15 protein-coding genes and 1 pseudogene are annotated in these 17963 nt (G+C 64.5%); 7 read left to right on the top strand and 9 right to left on the bottom strand.

The genetic code is table 11. The features are described from left to right. Positions 1-81: 81 nt before the first annotated feature. The gene (locus ABB27_RS01175; RefSeq protein ID WP_057626388.1) at positions 82-1038 is read right to left on the bottom strand and encodes a chemotaxis protein; all 957 of its coding nucleotides are present in this window, start codon (positions 1036-1038) and stop codon (positions 82-84) included. Between the two features lie 114 nt (positions 1039-1152). Here ABB27_RS01175 and flgA point away from each other — a divergent pair, with 114 nt between their 5' ends. From flgA to ABB27_RS01155, 4 genes are all read left to right on the top strand, one after another. After that, the gene (gene flgA, locus ABB27_RS01170) at positions 1153-1797 is read left to right on the top strand and encodes a flagellar basal body P-ring formation chaperone FlgA (RefSeq protein WP_057626387.1); all 645 of its coding nucleotides are present in this window, start codon (positions 1153-1155) and stop codon (positions 1795-1797) included. Positions 1798-1859: 62 nt separating this feature from the next. Further along, a complete protein-coding gene (flgM, locus tag ABB27_RS01165) occupies positions 1860-2162 on the top strand; it encodes a flagellar biosynthesis anti-sigma factor FlgM (protein WP_057626386.1) in 303 nt (100 codons plus the stop codon). 2 nt (positions 2163-2164) lie between these two features. Further along, entirely contained in the window at positions 2165-2497 is a 333-nt protein-coding gene (locus ABB27_RS01160) for a flagellar protein FlgN (protein ID WP_481558684.1), read from the top strand. An 86-nt stretch (positions 2498-2583) separates the two neighbouring features. Next, the gene (locus tag ABB27_RS01155; RefSeq protein WP_057626399.1) at positions 2584-3804 is read left to right on the top strand and encodes an ATP-binding protein; all 1221 of its coding nucleotides are present in this window, start codon (positions 2584-2586) and stop codon (positions 3802-3804) included. A 178-nt stretch (positions 3805-3982) separates the two neighbouring features. Here ABB27_RS01155 and ABB27_RS01150 read toward each other — a convergent pair whose 3' ends face one another. Continuing rightward, positions 3983-5719 (bottom strand): EAL domain-containing protein, encoded by a 1737-nt coding sequence (locus ABB27_RS01150; protein ID WP_057626384.1) that lies wholly within the window; start codon positions 5717-5719, stop codon positions 3983-3985. 20 nt (positions 5720-5739) lie between these two features. Next, positions 5740-6711: pseudogene (locus ABB27_RS01145) on the bottom strand (sensor histidine kinase); the annotation flags it as partial. 414 nt (positions 6712-7125) lie between these two features. Here ABB27_RS01145 and ABB27_RS01140 point away from each other — a divergent pair. Then, entirely contained in the window at positions 7126-9900 is a 2775-nt protein-coding gene (locus tag ABB27_RS01140) for a bifunctional diguanylate cyclase/phosphodiesterase (RefSeq protein ID WP_057626398.1), read from the top strand. A 627-nt stretch (positions 9901-10527) separates the two neighbouring features. Here the strand turns inward: ABB27_RS01140 and ABB27_RS19530 are convergent. From ABB27_RS19530 to ABB27_RS01115, 6 genes are all read right to left on the bottom strand, one after another. After that, positions 10528-10788, bottom strand: a complete 261-nt coding sequence (locus ABB27_RS19530; RefSeq protein WP_152984372.1) for a hypothetical protein — start codon at positions 10786-10788, stop codon at positions 10528-10530. Positions 10789-10864: 76 nt separating this feature from the next. Next, positions 10865-12055, bottom strand: a complete 1191-nt coding sequence (locus ABB27_RS01135; RefSeq protein ID WP_057626382.1) for a methyl-accepting chemotaxis protein — start codon at positions 12053-12055, stop codon at positions 10865-10867. Between the two features lie 128 nt (positions 12056-12183). Then, positions 12184-12798: a high frequency lysogenization protein HflD gene (gene hflD / locus ABB27_RS01130; protein WP_057626397.1), complete on the bottom strand. Its 615-nt coding sequence runs from the start codon at positions 12796-12798 to the stop codon at positions 12184-12186. 9 nt (positions 12799-12807) lie between these two features. Further along, positions 12808-13929, bottom strand: a complete 1122-nt coding sequence (mnmA, locus tag ABB27_RS01125; protein WP_057626381.1) for a tRNA 2-thiouridine(34) synthase MnmA — start codon at positions 13927-13929, stop codon at positions 12808-12810. Beyond that, the gene (locus ABB27_RS01120) at positions 13926-14390 is read right to left on the bottom strand and encodes an NUDIX hydrolase (protein ID WP_057626380.1); all 465 of its coding nucleotides are present in this window, start codon (positions 14388-14390) and stop codon (positions 13926-13928) included. Before ABB27_RS01120 ends, mnmA begins: the two co-directional genes overlap by 4 nt. Before the next feature lie 2 nt (positions 14391-14392). After that, positions 14393-14869 carry a type III secretion system chaperone family protein gene (locus ABB27_RS01115; protein ID WP_057626379.1) on the bottom strand — a complete coding sequence of 159 codons (477 nt, stop codon included), beginning with the start codon at positions 14867-14869 and terminating at the stop codon, positions 14393-14395. A gap of 104 nt (positions 14870-14973) precedes the next feature. Here ABB27_RS01115 and clpS point away from each other — a divergent pair, with 104 nt between their 5' ends. Next, positions 14974-15294 (top strand): ATP-dependent Clp protease adapter ClpS, encoded by a 321-nt coding sequence (gene clpS, locus ABB27_RS01110; RefSeq protein WP_057626378.1) that lies wholly within the window; start codon positions 14974-14976, stop codon positions 15292-15294. A gap of 318 nt (positions 15295-15612) precedes the next feature. Beyond that, positions 15613-17892 carry an ATP-dependent Clp protease ATP-binding subunit ClpA gene (clpA, locus tag ABB27_RS01105; RefSeq protein ID WP_057626377.1) on the top strand — a complete coding sequence of 760 codons (2280 nt, stop codon included), beginning with the start codon at positions 15613-15615 and terminating at the stop codon, positions 17890-17892. Positions 17893-17963: the final 71 nt, after the last annotated feature.

Raw genomic sequence — 17963 nt, 5'->3', positions numbered from 1 at the left:
AAAGGGAGGGGGCAGAAGCGTCGGCAGGGGCTCGCCGCAAAGGCCCACAAGGTCCCCGCGTCACCGAAACCCCAGCTCAAATCAACCGTAGGCGTACTGCGTCTCAGCCACATGCCGCAGCCGCTGCAGCACGAAATCGGCCAGCTCGTGCGGGCTGTATTTGGCGACGAAGGCATTGGCGCCCACCCGTTCCACCATGGCGTTGTTGAATACGCCCGACAGCGAGGTGTGCAACAGCACGTAGAGGCCGGCCAAGCCGGGGTGGCGGCGGATTTCCGTCGTCAGCGTATAGCCGTCCATGGCTGGCATCTCGATGTCGGAGATCACCATGGCATAGCGGTCGGCCGGGTTTTCCCCGGCTGCGTGGATCTGCAACAGGTGCTCCAGCGCCTGCTTGCCATCGGAAAGCAGGGTGGCGGTCACGCCCAGCTGATCCAGCACACTGCGGATCTGCTGCCTTGCAACGCGGGAATCATCCACCACCAGCACCTGCATTGGCGGGGCATCGGCCGGCAGCGCCATGGACGGATCCAGCACCGCCTCGCTGCGCACCTGGGCAATGTCGGCTAGCACGCTTTCGACGTCGATCACCTGGATCAACTCGCCCTGGAAACGCGTAACCGCAGTCAGATAGGTCGATTCGGCGCCCAGCTCCGGCGGCGGGTGGATGTCTTCCACCGCGATATTGACGATGCGCTCGACGCCGCTGACCAGGAAGCCCTGTACCGAGCGGTTGAACTCGGTCACCACCAGGTAGCCCGGCGCGGTATCGGCCTCGGGCTCGCGCTCGGGGTGGCCGATTGCCAGGCCAAGGTCCAGCACCGGTACCGAGCGGCCACGCACATCGGCCACGCCGGCGAACTGTGTGGGCAGCCCGGGCACCTGGAACAGGGCAGGGCGGCGCAGTACCTCCTGCACCTTGAAGACGTTCACGCCAAAAAGCTGACGGCCGCCGAGGCGGAACAGCAGCAGGGCAAGGCGATTGTGGCCGGCCAGCCGGGTGCGCTGGTCAATTCGGTTGAGCAGGTCTTGTGACATGGTTGCTGTATCGGCGGCAGTGGCCGACAACTTGAGCGTTGGCGGCCAGCGGCAATGGCACGGCACTTGCAACAACCCCCGCGAACCTTTTCATAGACCGGGTGGCTGCCGCTGATGCGCTTACTCCTTTCCCTCTGCCTGTTGCTGCCTTGCTGGGCCTGGGCGTCGGCCTTCCAGCCGGTGGATACGATCCGTGCGGCGGCACTGGCGACGCTGGCGGCCGGTGAGAATGGCGAGGCGCAGGTGGATGCCAATCTGCGGCTGCCCGCCTGCGCACAGCCGCTGCAGGCCAAGGCCACGGCCAATACCACGGTGGAGGTGGCCTGCCCGCAGGCCGGGGGCTGGCGCCTGTTCGTACCGGTCAAGGTCCGCCGCGAGCAGCAGGTGCTGGTGCTGAGCCGTGGCGTGGCGGCTGGAGAAGTGCTGGCAGCGGCCGATATAAGCAGCGTTAAGCGTGACACGGCACGGCTGGCCGGCGCCGTACTGCTCAAGCCGGAGGCCGCGGTGGGGCGGGTGGCGCGGCGCGCCTTGAGCGCGGGCAGCCTGCTCTCGGCAACCGACCTGGTGGCGCCGCGTACCGTCCGCCGCGGCGATAATGTGGCGCTGGTATCACGCCGGGGCGGGGTGGAAGTACGCATGGCCGGGCGGGCGCTCGGGGATGCGGGCGAGGGCGAGCGGGTCTCGGTCGAGAACCTGTCTTCACGCCGGGTAATGCAAGGTACCGCCACCCCGGGCGGTGATGTACTTGTAAGTCGATAAATCGCTAAAGATCCGCCCGGCACTGCCGTTATCGTTTTTGAACCGAATCAGGACTCCATCACATGAGCCAGAAAATCGACGGTGGTATTGCAGCCGCTGCGCAGCTGCGCAGCGTGGCGATCAACACCAAGGTGGCCGCCGCAGGCGACGCCAAGCCCAAGCCGATCGAGGCTGCCGACAGCGTGCGCCTGACTGGCGAAGCGACCCAGCTGCAGGCCGTACAGCGTGAACTCAGTGCCGCCCCGGCGATTGACCAGGCCCGCGTGCAAGCGGTGCGTGAGGCGCTGGAGAACGGCAGCTACAAGATCAATCCCGATGCCATCGCCACCCGCATGCTGGGCCTGGACCAGCAGTTGCAGGGATGAACCTGAGCATGGGCGACCCGTTGCAGCGCTTGAGTGAAGCGCTGGACCGCGAGCAACGTGCCCTCGCCGAGCACGACGTGCCTGCGCTGGTTGCGGCCACCGGCAGAAAGCTGGACGCCCTGCGCGAGCTGGAGCGGCAGCCGCCATTGCACCAGGCCGAGCGGCTCAAGGAGCTGGCCGAGCGCAATCACGCCAACGGCGTACTGCTTGCCCGCCGCCGTCGTGAGGTCAACTGGGCCCTGCGTCAGCTGGGCCGCAGCGAGAACGCGCCGGCCTACGATGCCAAGGGCCAGGCACAGACGGTCCATTCGCGGCGGCCCCTGGCCGTCGCCTGAGCTGTGGAAAAGGCGGCACCAGTGCCGCTACCGGATGCGCGCATCCGGCTATAGTGGCGGCCCGTTCCCACGTTGTATCGGCCGCCGTGACCCAGATCGACAGCTCCACTCTTCTGCCTACTCCCTCGTCCGCCACGTTGAGGGCACTGGGCGAGCGGGTCCAGCAGGGCATGCTGGTATTCAACGGTAAATTCGAGGTAAGTGTCGCCAACGGCCTCGTGCGCGAGCTGTTCGGCGTCGATACCACCGGCAGCCTTGATCTTGGCCGCCAATTGGAAGCCCTGCTGCCGCCATTCGCCATGTCGCAGGCGCGTGAGACGGGCAGCTGGATCGGCAGCCTGCCGATCGGCGAGCGGGTCATTACCCTGCATCTGCATCAACACAGTGACGCAGGCGAAGAAGCGTTCCTGGCCCTGTTCCAGCATATTGATGGCCCGGAGGACTACGAGCGCGAGTTGCAGCAGCGCCATGCCGAGTTGCGCCAGGCCTATCTGCGCTTGAACGGCACCCAGGAAAAACTGCTGCAGTCGGAGAAGATGGCCTCCATCGGCCAGCTTGCCGCCGGCGTGGCGCACGAGATCAACAATCCGATCGGCTACGTCCACTCCAACCTGGGCAGCCTGCAGGAGTATCTGCGCAGCCTGTTCACCGTGATCGAAGCCTATGAGCGGGCCTTGCGGGCCCCGGATCCGAAGGCGTTGATTCCGGAAATCGACGATATCCGCGACCGCCTGGACATCGATTTCATCAGCCGCGACCTGCCACAGCTGATGGCCGAATCGCGCGAAGGCATCGAGCGGGTTACCCGCATCGTGCGTGATCTGAAGGATTTCTCGTATTCCGGCCGCGATGAGTCATGGAAGCTGGTCGACCTGCATGCCGGGCTGGAATCGACCATCAACATCATCTGGAACGAGCTCAAGTACAAGGTCACGCTGGAGCGCCGTTACGGCGAGTTGCCGATGATCGAATGCCTACCGTCGGAGTTGAACCAGGTCTATATGAACCTGCTGCTCAACGCCGGCCATGCCATCGCCGAGCGCGGCAATATCGTGGTCAGCACCGGCGTCAATGGCGATGAGGTCTGGGTTGAGTTCAAGGACAACGGTTCGGGCATTTCCCCGGAGTTGCGCCAGCGCATCTTCGATCCGTTCTTCACCACCAAGCCGGTCGGCAGCGGTACCGGACTGGGCCTGTCGATCTCCTACGGCATCATCAACAAGCACCATGGCCGCATCGATCTGGACAGCACCGTAGGCGAGGGCTCCTGCTTCCGCATCGTGCTTCCGATCCGCCAGCCAAAATAAGCCTCCAGCCTTGTGGGAGCGGCGTCAGCCGCGAAGCTGGCGCCGTGTCCGTGGATGCGGCGTCTGCAATTTCACGGGCGCTTTAGGTAGCTCTGCTGCTGCACCCGGAATACGGGCGCTGCAGCATCAGTGGCATCGCGGCTTACGCCGCTCCCACAAGCGCTGGCCGGGCGCTGCGTTATGCCTGCGAAACGCCCACGCCTTGCTTCTCGTCGTGGGTACGGAAGGCCTGGCGGATATGCTCGCGCAGGTCGTCGTCGTTCCATGGTTTGGTCAGGAAACGGTAGATTGCGCCGCGGTTGATCGCGTCGGTGACGGTATTGAGGTCGGTATAGCCGGACAGCACCAGGCGGATGGTATCCGGGTAGAGCATCTTCACCCGGCCCAGGAACTCGGTGCCGCTCATGTCGCTCATGCGCTGATCGGACAGGATCACCTGCACATCGTTGATTGCCAGCAGATCAAAGGCATCACGCACATTGCCCGCCGCCAGGATGCGGTAGCCGTCGCGGCGGAACAGGCGCACCAGTGAGCGCAACACGTTTTCCTCGTCATCGAGCAACAGCAAGGTGCGGTCAGGGCGGGTTTCGGCGAATGCCTCCGGGCGCAGGTAGCGGCGGCGCAGGGTCATGCCGGCGGCGTCGGTCGACATCGGCTCGCCAAACAGATAGCCCTGGAATACATCGCAGTCATTGCGGCGCAGGAAGCCCAGCTGGGCCTGCGATTCCACGCCGTTGGCAATGACCGTCATGCCAAGCTGGTGGCCCATGGCGATGATGGCGCGGCTGATCGCGGCCTCACGGTTGGCGGCAGGCGCACTCTTGATGAAGCTGCGATCGATCTTGAGCTTGTCCACCGGGTAGCGGACCAAGGCGCTCAGGCTTGAATCGCCGGTGCCGAAGTTGTCCAGACACAGGCTGATGCCTTCGTTGCGCAGGTTGGCCAGCGTTTCATGGACGAAGTTGACGTTGTTGGTCAACGCGCTTTCGTTGATCTCCAGCGTCAGCATGCGCGCCGGCACGCCGATGGACTGCAGCATCGCCATCACCTCGGTGAAGAAGTTCGGCCGCAGCAGCTGCAGGGTCGATACGTTCACTGCGACATTGAAGTCTTCAAAGCCCTGGTCGCGCCATACCTTGGCCTGGCGCAGGGTCATTTCCAGCACCCAGGCGCCGATCTGCACGATGATGCCCAGGCGCTCGGCGGTGCGCATGAAGCGTTCCGGCACCAGCATGCCCAGGGTCGGTGACTGCCAGCGCAGCAGTGCCTCCATGCCCATGACGTGGCCATCGCGGGCGCTGACCAGCGGCTGGTAACGCAGGCGCAGCTCGCCGTTGTCGATGGCATCCACCAGCTGCCGCGAGATGATGCTTTCACTGTGGGCGCTGCTGGGTTTGTGCAGCACGTGCACATGCACGGCATTGCCGCCTTCGCGGCCGGCCTGGTGCAGGGCATCCTCGGCCAGGTCCAGCACGCCGGTGGCGGTATTGGAATGTTCCGGGCACAGGCCGACGCCAATCTTGGCGGTGAGGAACAGGGTGTACGGTAATACCGACAACGGCAGTTCGATCTGCTGGCGCACCTGCTCGGCGAAATCCTCCGGCGACAGGGTCTGGCTGGTGCGCGGTACCGCGATCAGGAACTCATCGCTGCCATGACGCCACAGCCTGCCACGGTCGCCGATGAAGCCGCGCAGGCGTTCGGCAATCAACACCAGGGCCTGGTCGCCCACTTCGGCGCTCATGTTTTCGTTGACCGAGGCGAAGTGGTCGATGTCCAGATGCAGCAGCATCAGCGAGGTGCCGGTGCGGTTGGCGGCGTCCACCAGGGTCGCCAGCTCCGGGTTGCCCGCGCCCAGGCGAGCGGGTCGCGCGTCGCCGCGGTCACCGGTGGAGGCAGGGCTGGCAGTCCACATCGGGCGGGGTCCTTGGGGCATCACGGTGCAGTCATCGCATAGGGTAGACGTAGATCAATCCGGGTGCCGGCACCCGGTGCGGTTTCAATATGCAGGCTGCCGCCGGCGCTCTGCGCACGTTCGCGCATCACGATCATGCCCAGCCCGCGCGGCCCGGCTGGGTCAAAACCTTCGCCATCGTCCACCACCTGCAGGTGCAGATCGCCCTGGCTGCTGTCGCGCAGCGACAGCGATACCTGGCTTGCACAGGCATGGCGCAACGCGTTGGTCAGGCTTTCCTGGGCAATACGGAAACAGGCCTGTTCCACCTCGTTGCTGGGCCGTCGCGGCAGCGCGTCCACGTCCAGCAGCAGTTCCACGTCGGTGGAGCGGAACAGCAGGCCCGCCTGCCAGCGCAATGCCGCTTCCAGGCCGAGGGCATCAAGCTGCGGCGGGCGCAGCAGCATCGACAGATTGCGCAGCTTGATCACCGTGGTGTCGGCCAGCTCGATGATCTGGTCGATGTCGTCCTGCCGGCGCGTCGTGTTGTCCTCGTCGCGGGCCGCACAGGCGGCCAGCTTCATCGCGGTGATGGCCTGGCCGATGTCGTCATGCAGGTCGCGTGAGATCGAGCGGCGTTCGTCTTCCTGCAATGAGAACAGGCGCCCGGCCATGGCCTGTAGCTCGCCATTGCTGGCCGCCAGGGCGGCACGGCCATGTTCCAGCTCGCTCAGGTCGCGGATCACAAACAGCTGGCAGGCACGGCCGGCGCGTTGCAGCTGCTGGGTGATGACCACCGCATGGAAGGGCTCGCCGCCAGTCCGGCACAGCTGTACCGGCAATTCGCTGTTGCTTGCAGCGGGCGCGTGCGCGCTCAGGCTTGCCAGCAGCTGGGTGGCGTTGTCGGTATGGCCATTGCCTATGCCCAGAATGCTGCTGGCGGCCGGGTTGGCATAAAGCACGGTGTTGCCGTCGGCAATCATCACGCCATCGGGCAGAAGTGCGGCGAGTTGTTCGAATTCGTACGACTGTCGCTGCTGCGTGGAGCCTAGCGAACGCATCGACCAGAGTCGCCAAGCCAGGGCCGACAACGTCACGCAAATAGTCAGCGTGATGGCCATCACGAATTTCAACTGCCACGCGCCAGCATTGGTGCCAACCAGCAACACGCCGGCCATGGCAAGGCTCAGCACAAGGGCCAGGCCAAGCAGCCAGAACAAGCCAGTGCGCCGCGGCTGGAGCGGTGCAGGCACAGGCGCAGCGTCAGCGGGGGCCGGATCGGCGTGCATGATGGGTGGGGATTTGGAGCGAGCGTCGGCGTCATCTTAGCCGCTTGTGCACAATGCGCGCGACGAAGTGCTCAATTCTGCCGACGCGGTGCCGTTATCGATTGAGTCCCCGGTTTGTCGGGCATGGAGATAGATCGCGTGGATCGCGGCGTCATAGCTAGCCTGCTTCGTCACCCGTTGAACGCAGCCGTCGTGCTGCTGGATACGGATGGGCAGCCATTGGCTGCCAATGCCATGGCCCGGGAGCTGGGTCTGCCCGAACGCCTGTCACGTTATTGCCAGCAATTGGCCGGTGCACGCCAGCAACTCGCCCACCAGGACGCGGTGGCATGCCCCTTGCCCGGTGAGGGCTGCCGGCTTGAAGGCTGGCTCAGCAGCGTGCAATCGCCAGCGGCCGTGCCGCTGGGCTATCTGTACTCCGTGGCCAGTGATACCGAGGCGCGAAATGCCCGCTGGACAATCGCCATGCAGTCGGCCGGCCACAGTCTTTGGGACTGGGATATCGTCGCCGATACAATTTCCCGCACCGCACCGGCGCATACGAATTCGCCCGTACCGACGGGTATGGGGCTGTTGGATGAGGTCCACCCCGAGGATCAACTGCAGTTGCGGCAGGCCATCGCCGCCCATCTCCACGACCCGCAGGTGCCGTTCGCCTGCCAGTTCCGCCTGCGTCAAGCTGACGGCAGCTGGCATTGGGTGCTCGATCGCGGGCAGGTAATCACCCGTGCCGGCGACGGCCAGCCCTTGCGCATGGTCGGCACCTATACCGACATCCAGCAACAGAAATCGCTGGAAGATGAGCTGCGCTCGCAGCAGGCCCTGTTGCAGCGGGCACAGCGCGTGGCGGGCATGGGCAGCTGGGTGTGGGAGCCGCAGCGCGGCCGCGTGCAGTGGTCTGACGAATTTGCCGCCGCCATTGGTTGGGGCGACGAGCCCTTGCCCAGTGGCCGGCAATGGCTGCGCATCCTCAGCAACGAGGCGCGCCGGCATCTGTTTGGCAGCTGGCGGCGTCTGCTCGATGATGCGGCCGGCGGCAGTTTCGACCTGACCTGGGGCCGGGATCCGGTGACCCAGCAGCAGCTGCGCATCTGGGTGGAACTTGATTACGACAGTGCGGGCGTGTTGCAGCGGGTGCTGGGTCAGGTCCAGAACATCAGCAACCAACGCCGCACCGATGCCTTGATCCGCTGGCGCACCGAGCTGCTCAACCGCGTATCGGCGCTGGGCCGCATCGGCGGCTGCGAGATCGAAGTGGATACGCGGGCGATGCAGTGGACCGAAGAGTGCTATCGCATCCACGGTCTGCGCAAAGCGCCGGTCACGCTTGATCAGGCGCTGGATTTGTATACCCCCGATTCGCGGGATGGCTTTGAAGCGGCGCTGCTGCGCATTGCCGAAGGCGGGCTGCCCGAGCAGCTCGACCTGTGCTTCTATCGCCCCTCGGGGCAGCGGGTGTGGGTGCAGGTATTGATCGAACTGGATCAGCGCGAAGGCCTGCCCGAGCGCTACGTGGTTCTGTTCCGCGATATCACCCGCGAGCGCGAAGCCGACGAACGCCTGGAATTGCTCGCCCATTACGACCTGTTGACCGGCTTGCCCAATCGCATGCTGCTGCGCGAGCAGGGCTCGGAGGCCATCATCGAAGCACGTGAGCGCGGCGCCATCCTGGCGATGCTGTTCATTGATCTGGATGGCTTCAAAACCATCAACGACACCTTTGGCCATGCCACCGGCGACATGTTGTTGAAAGCGGCCGCCGCACGCCTGCACCAGAACCTGCGCAATGCCGACCTGTTCGCCCGTTTCAATGGCGACGAGTTCATCGTCATCCTGCGCAATCTGGTGGAGCCGGAGGATGCAGGGCACGTGGCACGCAAGCTGATCGCATCGCTGGCCGAGCCGCTGTACCGCGAGGACGCGACCTTGAAGGTCGGCGCCAGCGTCGGCATCGCGCTGCTGGACGAGGGCCGCAACGACTTCGACACCTTGCTGCGCGCCGCGGATGCGGCCATGCATGCGGCCAAGGAAGCGGGGCGCAATACCTACCAGTACTACAGCCAGGATGCGCTTGCGCGCACGCAGCGCCGTGTCGAGATCGAACATGCGCTGCATGGTGCGGTCGAGCGCGACGAATTCAGCCTGGTCTACCAGCCGCTGGTGCACGCCAATGGCGATCCGGTGCCTTCCATCGAGGCATTGCTGCGTTGGAACAGTAACCGGATCGGTCCCTGCAATCCCGCCGAGTTCATCCCCATCGCCGAGAAATGCGGCGAGATCATCCATATCGGTGATTGGGTGCTGCAGGAGGTCTGCCGTCAGGCGGTGGTCTGGCAACAGTCGGGCCTGCAGTTTGATCGGGTGGCGGTCAATGTTTCGGCGCTGCAGCTGCGTGATCGCGGCTTTGCCGAGCGCGTTGTCAGCATCTGCCAGCAATCCGGCTGGCCCGCGCAGCGGCTGGAGCTGGAATTGACCGAATCGGCGCTGATCCGCGATACCGATGCACTACGCCAGTGCTTTGATGTATTCGAGCAACATGGCATTCCGCTGGCCGTGGACGACTTCGGTACTGGTTTCTCCAACCTGCATTACCTCAATCGCTTCCCGGTGCAGCGCTTGAAGATCGACCGCAGCTTCGTGCAGGGAATGCTGCACGATGCCGGCACCGCCGAGGTTACCCAGGCCATCGTGCATCTCGGCCACGCCTTGGGCATGCGGGTGGTGGCCGAGGGCGTGGAGACGCTTGCCGAGGCGGCAATGCTCAAGCAGCAGGGCTGTGACGAGTTGCAGGGCTATCTGTATTCACGGCCGTTGCGGCCGCGCGAGATGGTGCAGTGGCTGCGCAATGGCCCGGCCGAGCTGCTGGATATACCGCCCGTCGCGGCGATCAGCGCCATCAGCGCAACTCACTGAGCTTCACCGACATCCTCAAGCCCGGCCGCAGAATAGCTGGCCGGGCTTTTTCGTGGGTGGGGAGGTTTGTTGGCAGGCTCACGCAACGATGCGTGTGCGCGATGCTCCACATGGTTTGTGCTGTTGAGTGCCCTGCAACAATGTAGCCCGGGTAAGCGCAGCGCACCCGGGAGCTGAAACGCTGTGGGTCTCGCAAGTGTCTGGGTCTGCCGAGCATCCCGGGTGCGCTGCGCTTACCCGGGCTACGTGGTTGCGCTGGCTGCAGCTGCGCTGTGGATGACCGCTGAGCTCGCGCTCGGTGCGCGCTGATCCCACACCCGAAAGCTTTACGGAACCGACAGGTCCCAGTCCACGCTGCTGCTCAGCCATTGGCCGCTGTTGCCATCGCGTGGTTGCAGGCCGGTTTGTTGGTCGCGCGTGATCCGCAGCTGTGCCAGAAACGTAGCCCGGGTAAGCGCAGCGCACCCGGGAGCTGAAGCGCCGCCGGTCTCGCAAGTGTCTGAGTCTGCCGAACATCCCGGGTGCGCTGCGCTTACCCGGGCTACGTGGTTACGCTGGCTGCAGCTGCGCTGTGAATGACCGCTGAGTTCACGCGCGGTGCGTGTTGATCACAAACACCCGAAAGCTTTACGGAACCGCCAGGTCCCAGTCCACGCTGCTGCTCAGCCATTGGCTGCTGTCGCCATCGCGAGGTTGCAGGCCGGTTTGCTGATCGCGCGTGATCCGCAGCTGCGCCAGCTCCTGTTGCGTGCAGGATTCAAGCTGGGCAAGTTGCTGGCGCCGACTCAAACCAGCGCCGGCGCACTGTGCCGACTGTGGGCGATCGCTGCCTGCCTGTAGCGACGAAAGCGCAGTGGACGAGCTGCTGGGGCGGGGTAGGCTGGGCATGGTCAGTGCGGAAAGAGCAACGGCAAAGCCCCGGTCAGAGACCGGGGCTGGTGTGCAGGCCGAACGCTGCGTGCAATCAGAACAGCTCCACCGTGCCTGCGCCCATGCTCTGCTGCGACACCGGCTTGTGCGGCGGGCGCTCCCATTCCACGCGCATTTCGCGCAGGCGGCTGCCGGTGCGTTGCAGGGCGGTGATCATCTCGCCGTCGAACACGCCGCCATTGCGATGCAGCAGTTCCTGCAGGGCGACCGCTTCGCGGTTGATCGCACCCAGGCGGTCAAGATGGGTATGCACACCACCCAATGCCTGGGTGGCGATGTCCTCGAACTGCAGAGCGCGCACGGCTTCGGCGACGCTGCCGTCGATGGCACGGCCGCACTCGGAAATCTCGCGCATGCCGTCGCCGAGCGAGGCGTTGATCGCTGCCACGCTGTCCAGCATCGAGGCGGCTTCCGAGCGCGCTTCACGTGACCGGTCCATATCGCGCGAGGCCATGTGGGTGACGGTTTCGCGCACCTTGGCAATGGCATCCTTGGAGCTGTGGGCCAGCTTGCGGATCTGCTCGTTGAAGGTGGTTGAGCGCTCGGAGAGGTTGCGCACTTCGTCGGCCACCACTGCAAAGCCACGACCGGCTTCACCGGCACGCGCTGCTTCAATGGCGGCGTTCAAGGCCAGCAGGTTGGTCTGGTCGGCAATCGACTTGACGTCTTCGAGCAGGGCAAAAATGCCATCCAGGTGCTGCGCCATCTGATCGATGTGCTGCACGGTGTTGCTGCTTTGGCCGCTGACCTGTTCCAGCGCTTCCACCAGCTGTTCCATCTGGTGGCTGGCGTTCTGGGCGAAACGTGCCACGTCAACGCCGCTGCCGCCTTCATCGCCGGCACGGTCGACAATGCGCGCCAATGCCTGGCTCTGCTGGCGCGACTTGCGGCTCATCGCATCGAAGCTGCCACCCAGGCCGCCGACGGCCTGACGGATCAGCTCACGTGCGCGTTCGATCTCGCTGCGCGAGCCGTCGATCTCGTTGCTGACGAAGCTGCGCAGCTCATTGAGCAGCTGGTCCTGCTCTTTCAGCACCTTGGCGTGTTCGGGTGAGCGCTGGGCTTGCGTATGCACGCTCCACCAGGCGAACACCAGCCAGCTCAGCACCATGGTGGTCAAAACGGCCCACAGCGCTGCCGAAGGCCAGGACAGGGCAGCAGCGACCACGACCAGAAGGGTGAGGACCAACGGGGCTGCCAAACGGATTGCAATACGTGAATACATGGACGTTCTCGGGAGAGTCACGAATGCAGTATCGGCAGTAGCCGTGGGGTCTTTAGCCCGCTGCGGTGAATCCCCGGAGGTTTTGCGATGCTGGGCCCGCGCGCCTGCTGGCGGCGGGCCGGCACGTTTCAGCGCAGGCGGCGCTCGATGGCTTCGAGCATGGCCTTGCGGGAGAACAGGAAATCCCAGTAGGCACCGCCCAGCTGGCGCCACAGCACCGCCGAGCGCACCGCTGCCAACAGCAGTGCACGGATCTCCGAGACCACCATTGCCTGGCCCAGGTAGTGCGGATTGCCCTGCACCATGATCTTCGGCTTGAGCTGGCTGATGGTGTCGGCATACAGCGCGCCCATCGCACTGAGTACGTCCGGATGGCTGCTGTCGCCGCGTTCCTGGGCGATGGCGGCGGCGCGCTGGATGCCGGCCTCGACCTTGTCGACGGTGGCGCCTTCACGCACGAAGCGGCGTTCCAGCTGCATCACCGACAGCGCCAGCCGCGGCAGCAGGTCGTCCTTGCCCTGGTTGCGGAAGTAGTCACGCAACAGGCGCAGGCCGGGCTCGACCTGGGTGGCGCTGCCGTATACGGACGCCGGCGAGCTGGCGTCAATACGCAGCACGCTGTCCATCGCGGTGCGCACGATGGCACTTTCCGAATGGCCGGTTTCGGCGATGCGGCGCACCTGCTGCAAGGCCTGGGCAATGCCGGCCAAGGCGAGTACGCGGTCGTCGATTGAAAAAGTCATGGTCATCTCTCAAGGGGTAACAGGAGCCGCCAGACGGCGCTCCAGGGGTGCATCGGTTGCGGCGATCACCGCGCCGCCCAGGCACTCCATGCCGTCATAAAGCACCAGCGATTGGCCCGGGGTGACGGCACGTTGCGGGCGCGCGAAGTGCACATCCAGGGTGCCATCATCGCGCACCGTCACCGTGCAGTCCTCGTCCGGCTGCCGGTAGCGGGTCTGCGCAGTGCATTCAAACTGGCGCGCCGGTGGGCTGCCGGCAATCCAGTGCATGGTCTCGCTGCGCAGCCATTGTGACTGCAGCCAAGGGCTGTCGTGGCCCTGGTCGACGTACAGGATGTTGCGGGCCACGTCCTTGCCCACCACGAACCAGGGCGCCGCCGGGCGCCCGCGCACGCCGCCGATGTTCAGGCCTTCGCGCTGGCCCAGGGTGAAATAGAACACACCCGGGTGGCGGGCGATGACCTGGCCGTCGGGGTCCTGGATCTCACCTTCGCGGGCTGGCAGGTACTGGCCCAGGAACTCGCGGAAATCGCGCTCGCCGATGAAGCAGATGCCGGTGGAATCCTTCTTGGCATGGGTTGGCAGGCCGGCATCGCGGGCGATGCGACGCAGCTCGCTCTTCTCCATGTGGCCAATCGGGAACAGGGTGGCCGCCAGCTGGGCCTGCCCGAGTTGATGCAGGAAATAGCTCTGGTCCTTGCCGCGGTCGGCGCCGCGCAGCAGCCGCCAGCGGCCAGCGGACTGGTCCACCTGGGCGTAGTGGCCGGTAGCGATGCGTTCGGCGCCCAGCTCGCGGGCGGCGTCCAGGAAGTGCTTGAACTTGACCTCGCGGTTGCACAGCACGTCCGGGTTGGGCGTGCGGCCGGCGGCGTATTCGGCCAGGAAGTGCTCGAACACACCCTGCCAGTACTCCGTCGAGAAATCGCGGAAGTGGAAGGGGATGTCGAGACGGCCGCAGACGGCCACCGCGTCGCGGCGGTCATCCTCGGCGCGGCAATGGCCGCTGCCGTCGTCGGCCCAGTTCTGCATGAACAGGCCGGCGACATCCAGACCTTGCTGGACCAGGGTGAGCGCGGCTACCGACGAGTCGACCCCGCCGGACACGCCCACCACGATATTCGGATTACTCATGGTGCCACCTGTCGCACGATGGAAAGCGGATAGCGCTGGCCGGCCAGCCAATCGGAGATCGTGTGCCAGACCAAGGGGCTGCGCAGCCGCGCCATGTCGGCCTGCAGGGCCACCGGGCTCATCCACAACGCCTGCACGATGCCTGCATCGAGTGCTTGTTCGGGGTGGTGCTGCAGCGGCTCGGCGGAGAAGGCGAAGCGCAGGAACGGCGTGCCATCGCCTGCGGTCCACTGGTAGCTGCCGATGAAGCCGGTGAGACGGACGTCCCAACCGGTTTCCTCGCGGGTTTCACGCACCGCCGCCTCAAGCAGGCTTTCGCCCGGCTCCAGATGGCCAGCCGGCTGGTTCAATACCCGCCGGCCGCCTTTTTCTTCTTCCACCAGCAGCAGCTGCCCTGCGCGGGAGACCACGGTGGCCACGGTCACATGTGGCGCCCATCGCTGGGACTGCAAAGCATTCACGCTCAGTACTCGTCCTTCGACGTCATTTCCAGCTCGATCGCGTCGGCGCTCTTGGCGGCCGCATCGATGGCATCGGAGACGACTTCGGCGCTGGCGTTGGCATCCACCTTGACCACGAACATCGCCACGTCGCCCTGCTTCACCCAACCGCCGAGCTTGGAATCGTTGGAGTCCTCCAGCAGACGGTTGGCTACCAGCGCCGGGAACTGCGGGCTGCTGGACTTGTAGCCCGGCGACCAGATTTCGCGGACGTTGTGGCTGCCATAGGTTTCGACGTTGGAACGCACGAACACCAGCTGGGTACGGTCGTCATCCATTTCAAAGACCAGCTGGTAGTCACCATCGCTGTCCACCTCGTATTTGTACTTGAGGGTGTCCAGGACGCGGCCGATGGCGGCGTCCGGCTCGCCGGCGAACGCGCTGCCAGCGGCGGCGGTAGCCAGGGCCAGCAAGGCGATGCTGATTACAGACTTCTTCATGTGTTCCCCGTTGCAAGGTTGGTTAGCCTGCAAATTGTGCGGGGGCAAGGGGGGCTGCGTCCAATGGTCGGAGGCCTGCCATACAGACCGGCTATAATTGGCGGATGTCCCAGAAGACCCAACACGATAGCGAACACGCCCTGCTGGTCGCCCCCGGCAAGCCCGAGGTTGCGCCCCCGCCGCAGTACCAGGTGATGCTGCTCAATGACGACTACACCCCGATGGACTTCGTGGTGACGGTCCTGCAGAGCTTTTTCTCCATGGACATGGACAAGGCCACTCAGGTGATGCTGCATGTCCATACCCGTGGCCGCGGTATCTGCGGCGTGTATACCCGCGAAGTGGCCGAGACCAAGGTCGCGCAGGTCAATGAGTTCTCGCGGATGAACCAGCACCCACTGCTGTGCACGATGGAGCGGGCCTGAGCCTGCTGCCGGCGCCTGCACGGTGCCGGCGATCACCGCTGCGTCAGGGTTGCGCCCGGCCTACCGCGCAGGGCCCGGATCTGCGATAAAACAGCTGTGTTGCCTTGGATCGGGTTCACCGGCAGTGGAACGATTCGTCCCGCAGATCGTCAACAAGATGGGTTACAGGCCCGTTCTGGCGTCGAAACTGAATGCCGAATTCACGACGCTGGCCGTTTTATAGTCATTACTGACGCAGCCTCTACATCTTCGTGGTTAGGGTGCTGGAAAAAGCGATGCAAGGCCGCATATTGTCTCCAACCGTAACCGGAGTGCCTTATGTTCAGTAAAGACCTCGAGCAGACCATTGGTCAGTGCTACAAGCGCGCCCGGGAAGCCCGTCACGAATACATGACGGTTGAACATCTATTGCTGGCCCTGTTGGAGAACGCCTCGGCGCAGGCTGTGCTGAAGGCGTGTGGCGCCGATCTTGAGCGCCTGGGAAGGGAGCTGGAAAAGGCGATCAACGCCTCGGTCTCGCTGTTGGCCGAAGACGACGGCCGCGACACGCAGCCCACGCTGGGCTTCCAGCGGGTATTGCAGCGGGCCGTCTACCACGTGCAGTCCTCCGGCAAGAAGGAGGTCACCGGTGCCAACGTGCTGGTGGCAATCTTCGGCGAGAAGGAATCGCATGCGGTCTACTACCTCAATCAGCAGGATGTGACCCGGCTGGATGTAGTCAATTACCTGTCCCATGGGGTGGGTAAGTCTGGCGAAGACCCGGAGATGTCCTCGCCGCTGGAAGGCGAGGGCCGTGCCGAAGGTGCCGATGGCGAAGGCAAGGGCGATTCGCTGACCGAGTTCGCCAGCAATCTCAACGAGTTGGCCAAGGCCGGGCGGATTGATCCGTTGGTCGGCCGCCGCGACGAGATCGAACGCACCATCCAGGTACTGTGCCGCCGCCGCAAGAACAACCCGCTGTACGTGGGTGAGGCCGGCGTGGGCAAAACTGCCATCGCTGAAGGCCTGGCCAAGCGCATCGTCGATGGCGAAGTGCCCGACGTACTGGCCGATGCGGTGATCTACTCGCTGGATCTGGGGGCGCTGGTAGCGGGCACCAAGTACCGTGGCGACTTCGAAAAGCGCCTCAAGGGCGTGATCACCGCGCTGAAGAAGATCCCCAACTCGGTGCTGTTCATCGACGAGATCCACACCATCATCGGTGCCGGTTCGGCCTCCGGTGGCACCATGGATGCGTCCAACCTGATCAAGCCGGCGCTGGCGTCGGGCGAGCTGCGCTGCATCGGCTCGACCACCTTCCAGGAGTACCGCGGCATCTTCGAGAAGGACCGTGCATTGGCACGGCGCTTCCAGAAGATCGACATCGTCGAGCCGACCGTTGGCGAGGCCTACGAGATCCTCAAGGGTCTGCGGCCCAAGTACGAAGCCCACCACAGCGTCACCTATGCAGATGATGCGTTGCAGGCAGCGGTGGACCTGTCGGTCAAGCACATTGCCGACCGTCTGTTGCCGGACAAGGCCATCGACGTGATCGACGAGGCCGGTGCGCGCCAGCGCCTGCTGCCGGAAGGGCAGCGCAAGGAGCGCATCGATATCGAGGAAATCGAGACCATCGTTGCCAAGATGGCGCGGATCCCGGCCAAGCAGGTCACTGCCAGCGACAAGGATGTGCTGCAGCACCTGGAGCGCAACCTGAAGATGGTGATCTTCGGCCAGGACCAGGGTATCGAGTCGTTGACCTCGGCGATCAAGCTGTCGCGCTCGGGGTTGGCCAGCCCGGACAAGCCCATCGGCAACTTCCTGTTCGCCGGCCCCACCGGTGTTGGCAAGACCGAGGTGACCCGTCAGCTGGCACTGCAGCTCGGTATCGAGCTGGTCCGCTTTGACATGTCCGAGTACATGGAACCGCATTCGATCAGCCGCCTGATCGGTGCCCCTCCGGGCTATGTCGGCTTCGACCAGGGCGGCCTGCTGACCGAAAAAATCGTCAAGACGCCGCACTGTGTGCTGTTGCTGGACGAGGTCGAGAAGGCGCACCCGGACATCTTCAACATCCTGTTGCAGGTGATGGACCGCGGCGTGCTCACCGATACCAACGGCCGTGAAGCCAACTTCAAGAACGTGATCCTGGTAATGACCACCAATGCCGGTGCCACCCAGGCGGCGCGTCGTTCGATTGGTTTCACCAAGCAGAACCACGCCACCGACGCGATGGAAGTGATCCGCAAGAGCTTCACCCCGGAGTTCCGCAACCGCCTGGATGCGGTGGTGCAGTTCCAGCCGCTGGGCTTCAGCCACATCCTGCGGGTGGTGGACAAGTTCCTGATCGAACTGGAGATGCTGCTGCAGGACAAGCATGTGTCGCTGTCGGCTACCCCGGCTGCACGCGAGTGGCTGGCCCAGCACGGTTTCGACGCGGACATGGGCGCACGCCCGATGCACCGGGTGATCCAGGACAAGGTGAAGCGCCCATTGGCCGACGAACTGCTGTTCGGCAAATTGGCCAATGGCGGCAAGGTCAGCATCGACGTCCGCGACGGCGAGCTGATCGTGGAAACCGAGTCCGAGCCGGAGCACCTGTTGCCGGCAACGGTGTAAGGCCGCGCGGCCGGGCCGCAATCTGTGCACACAAACCCCGCATCGAAAGGTGCGGGGTTTGTTTTTGCGCG

The organism is Stenotrophomonas terrae (assembly GCF_001431465.1).
GTDB classification, from domain to species: Bacteria; Pseudomonadota; Gammaproteobacteria; order Xanthomonadales; family Xanthomonadaceae; genus Stenotrophomonas; species Stenotrophomonas terrae.
The sequence above is the reverse complement of the archived record's forward strand: the minus strand, read 5'-3'. Positions and strand labels throughout refer to the sequence as shown.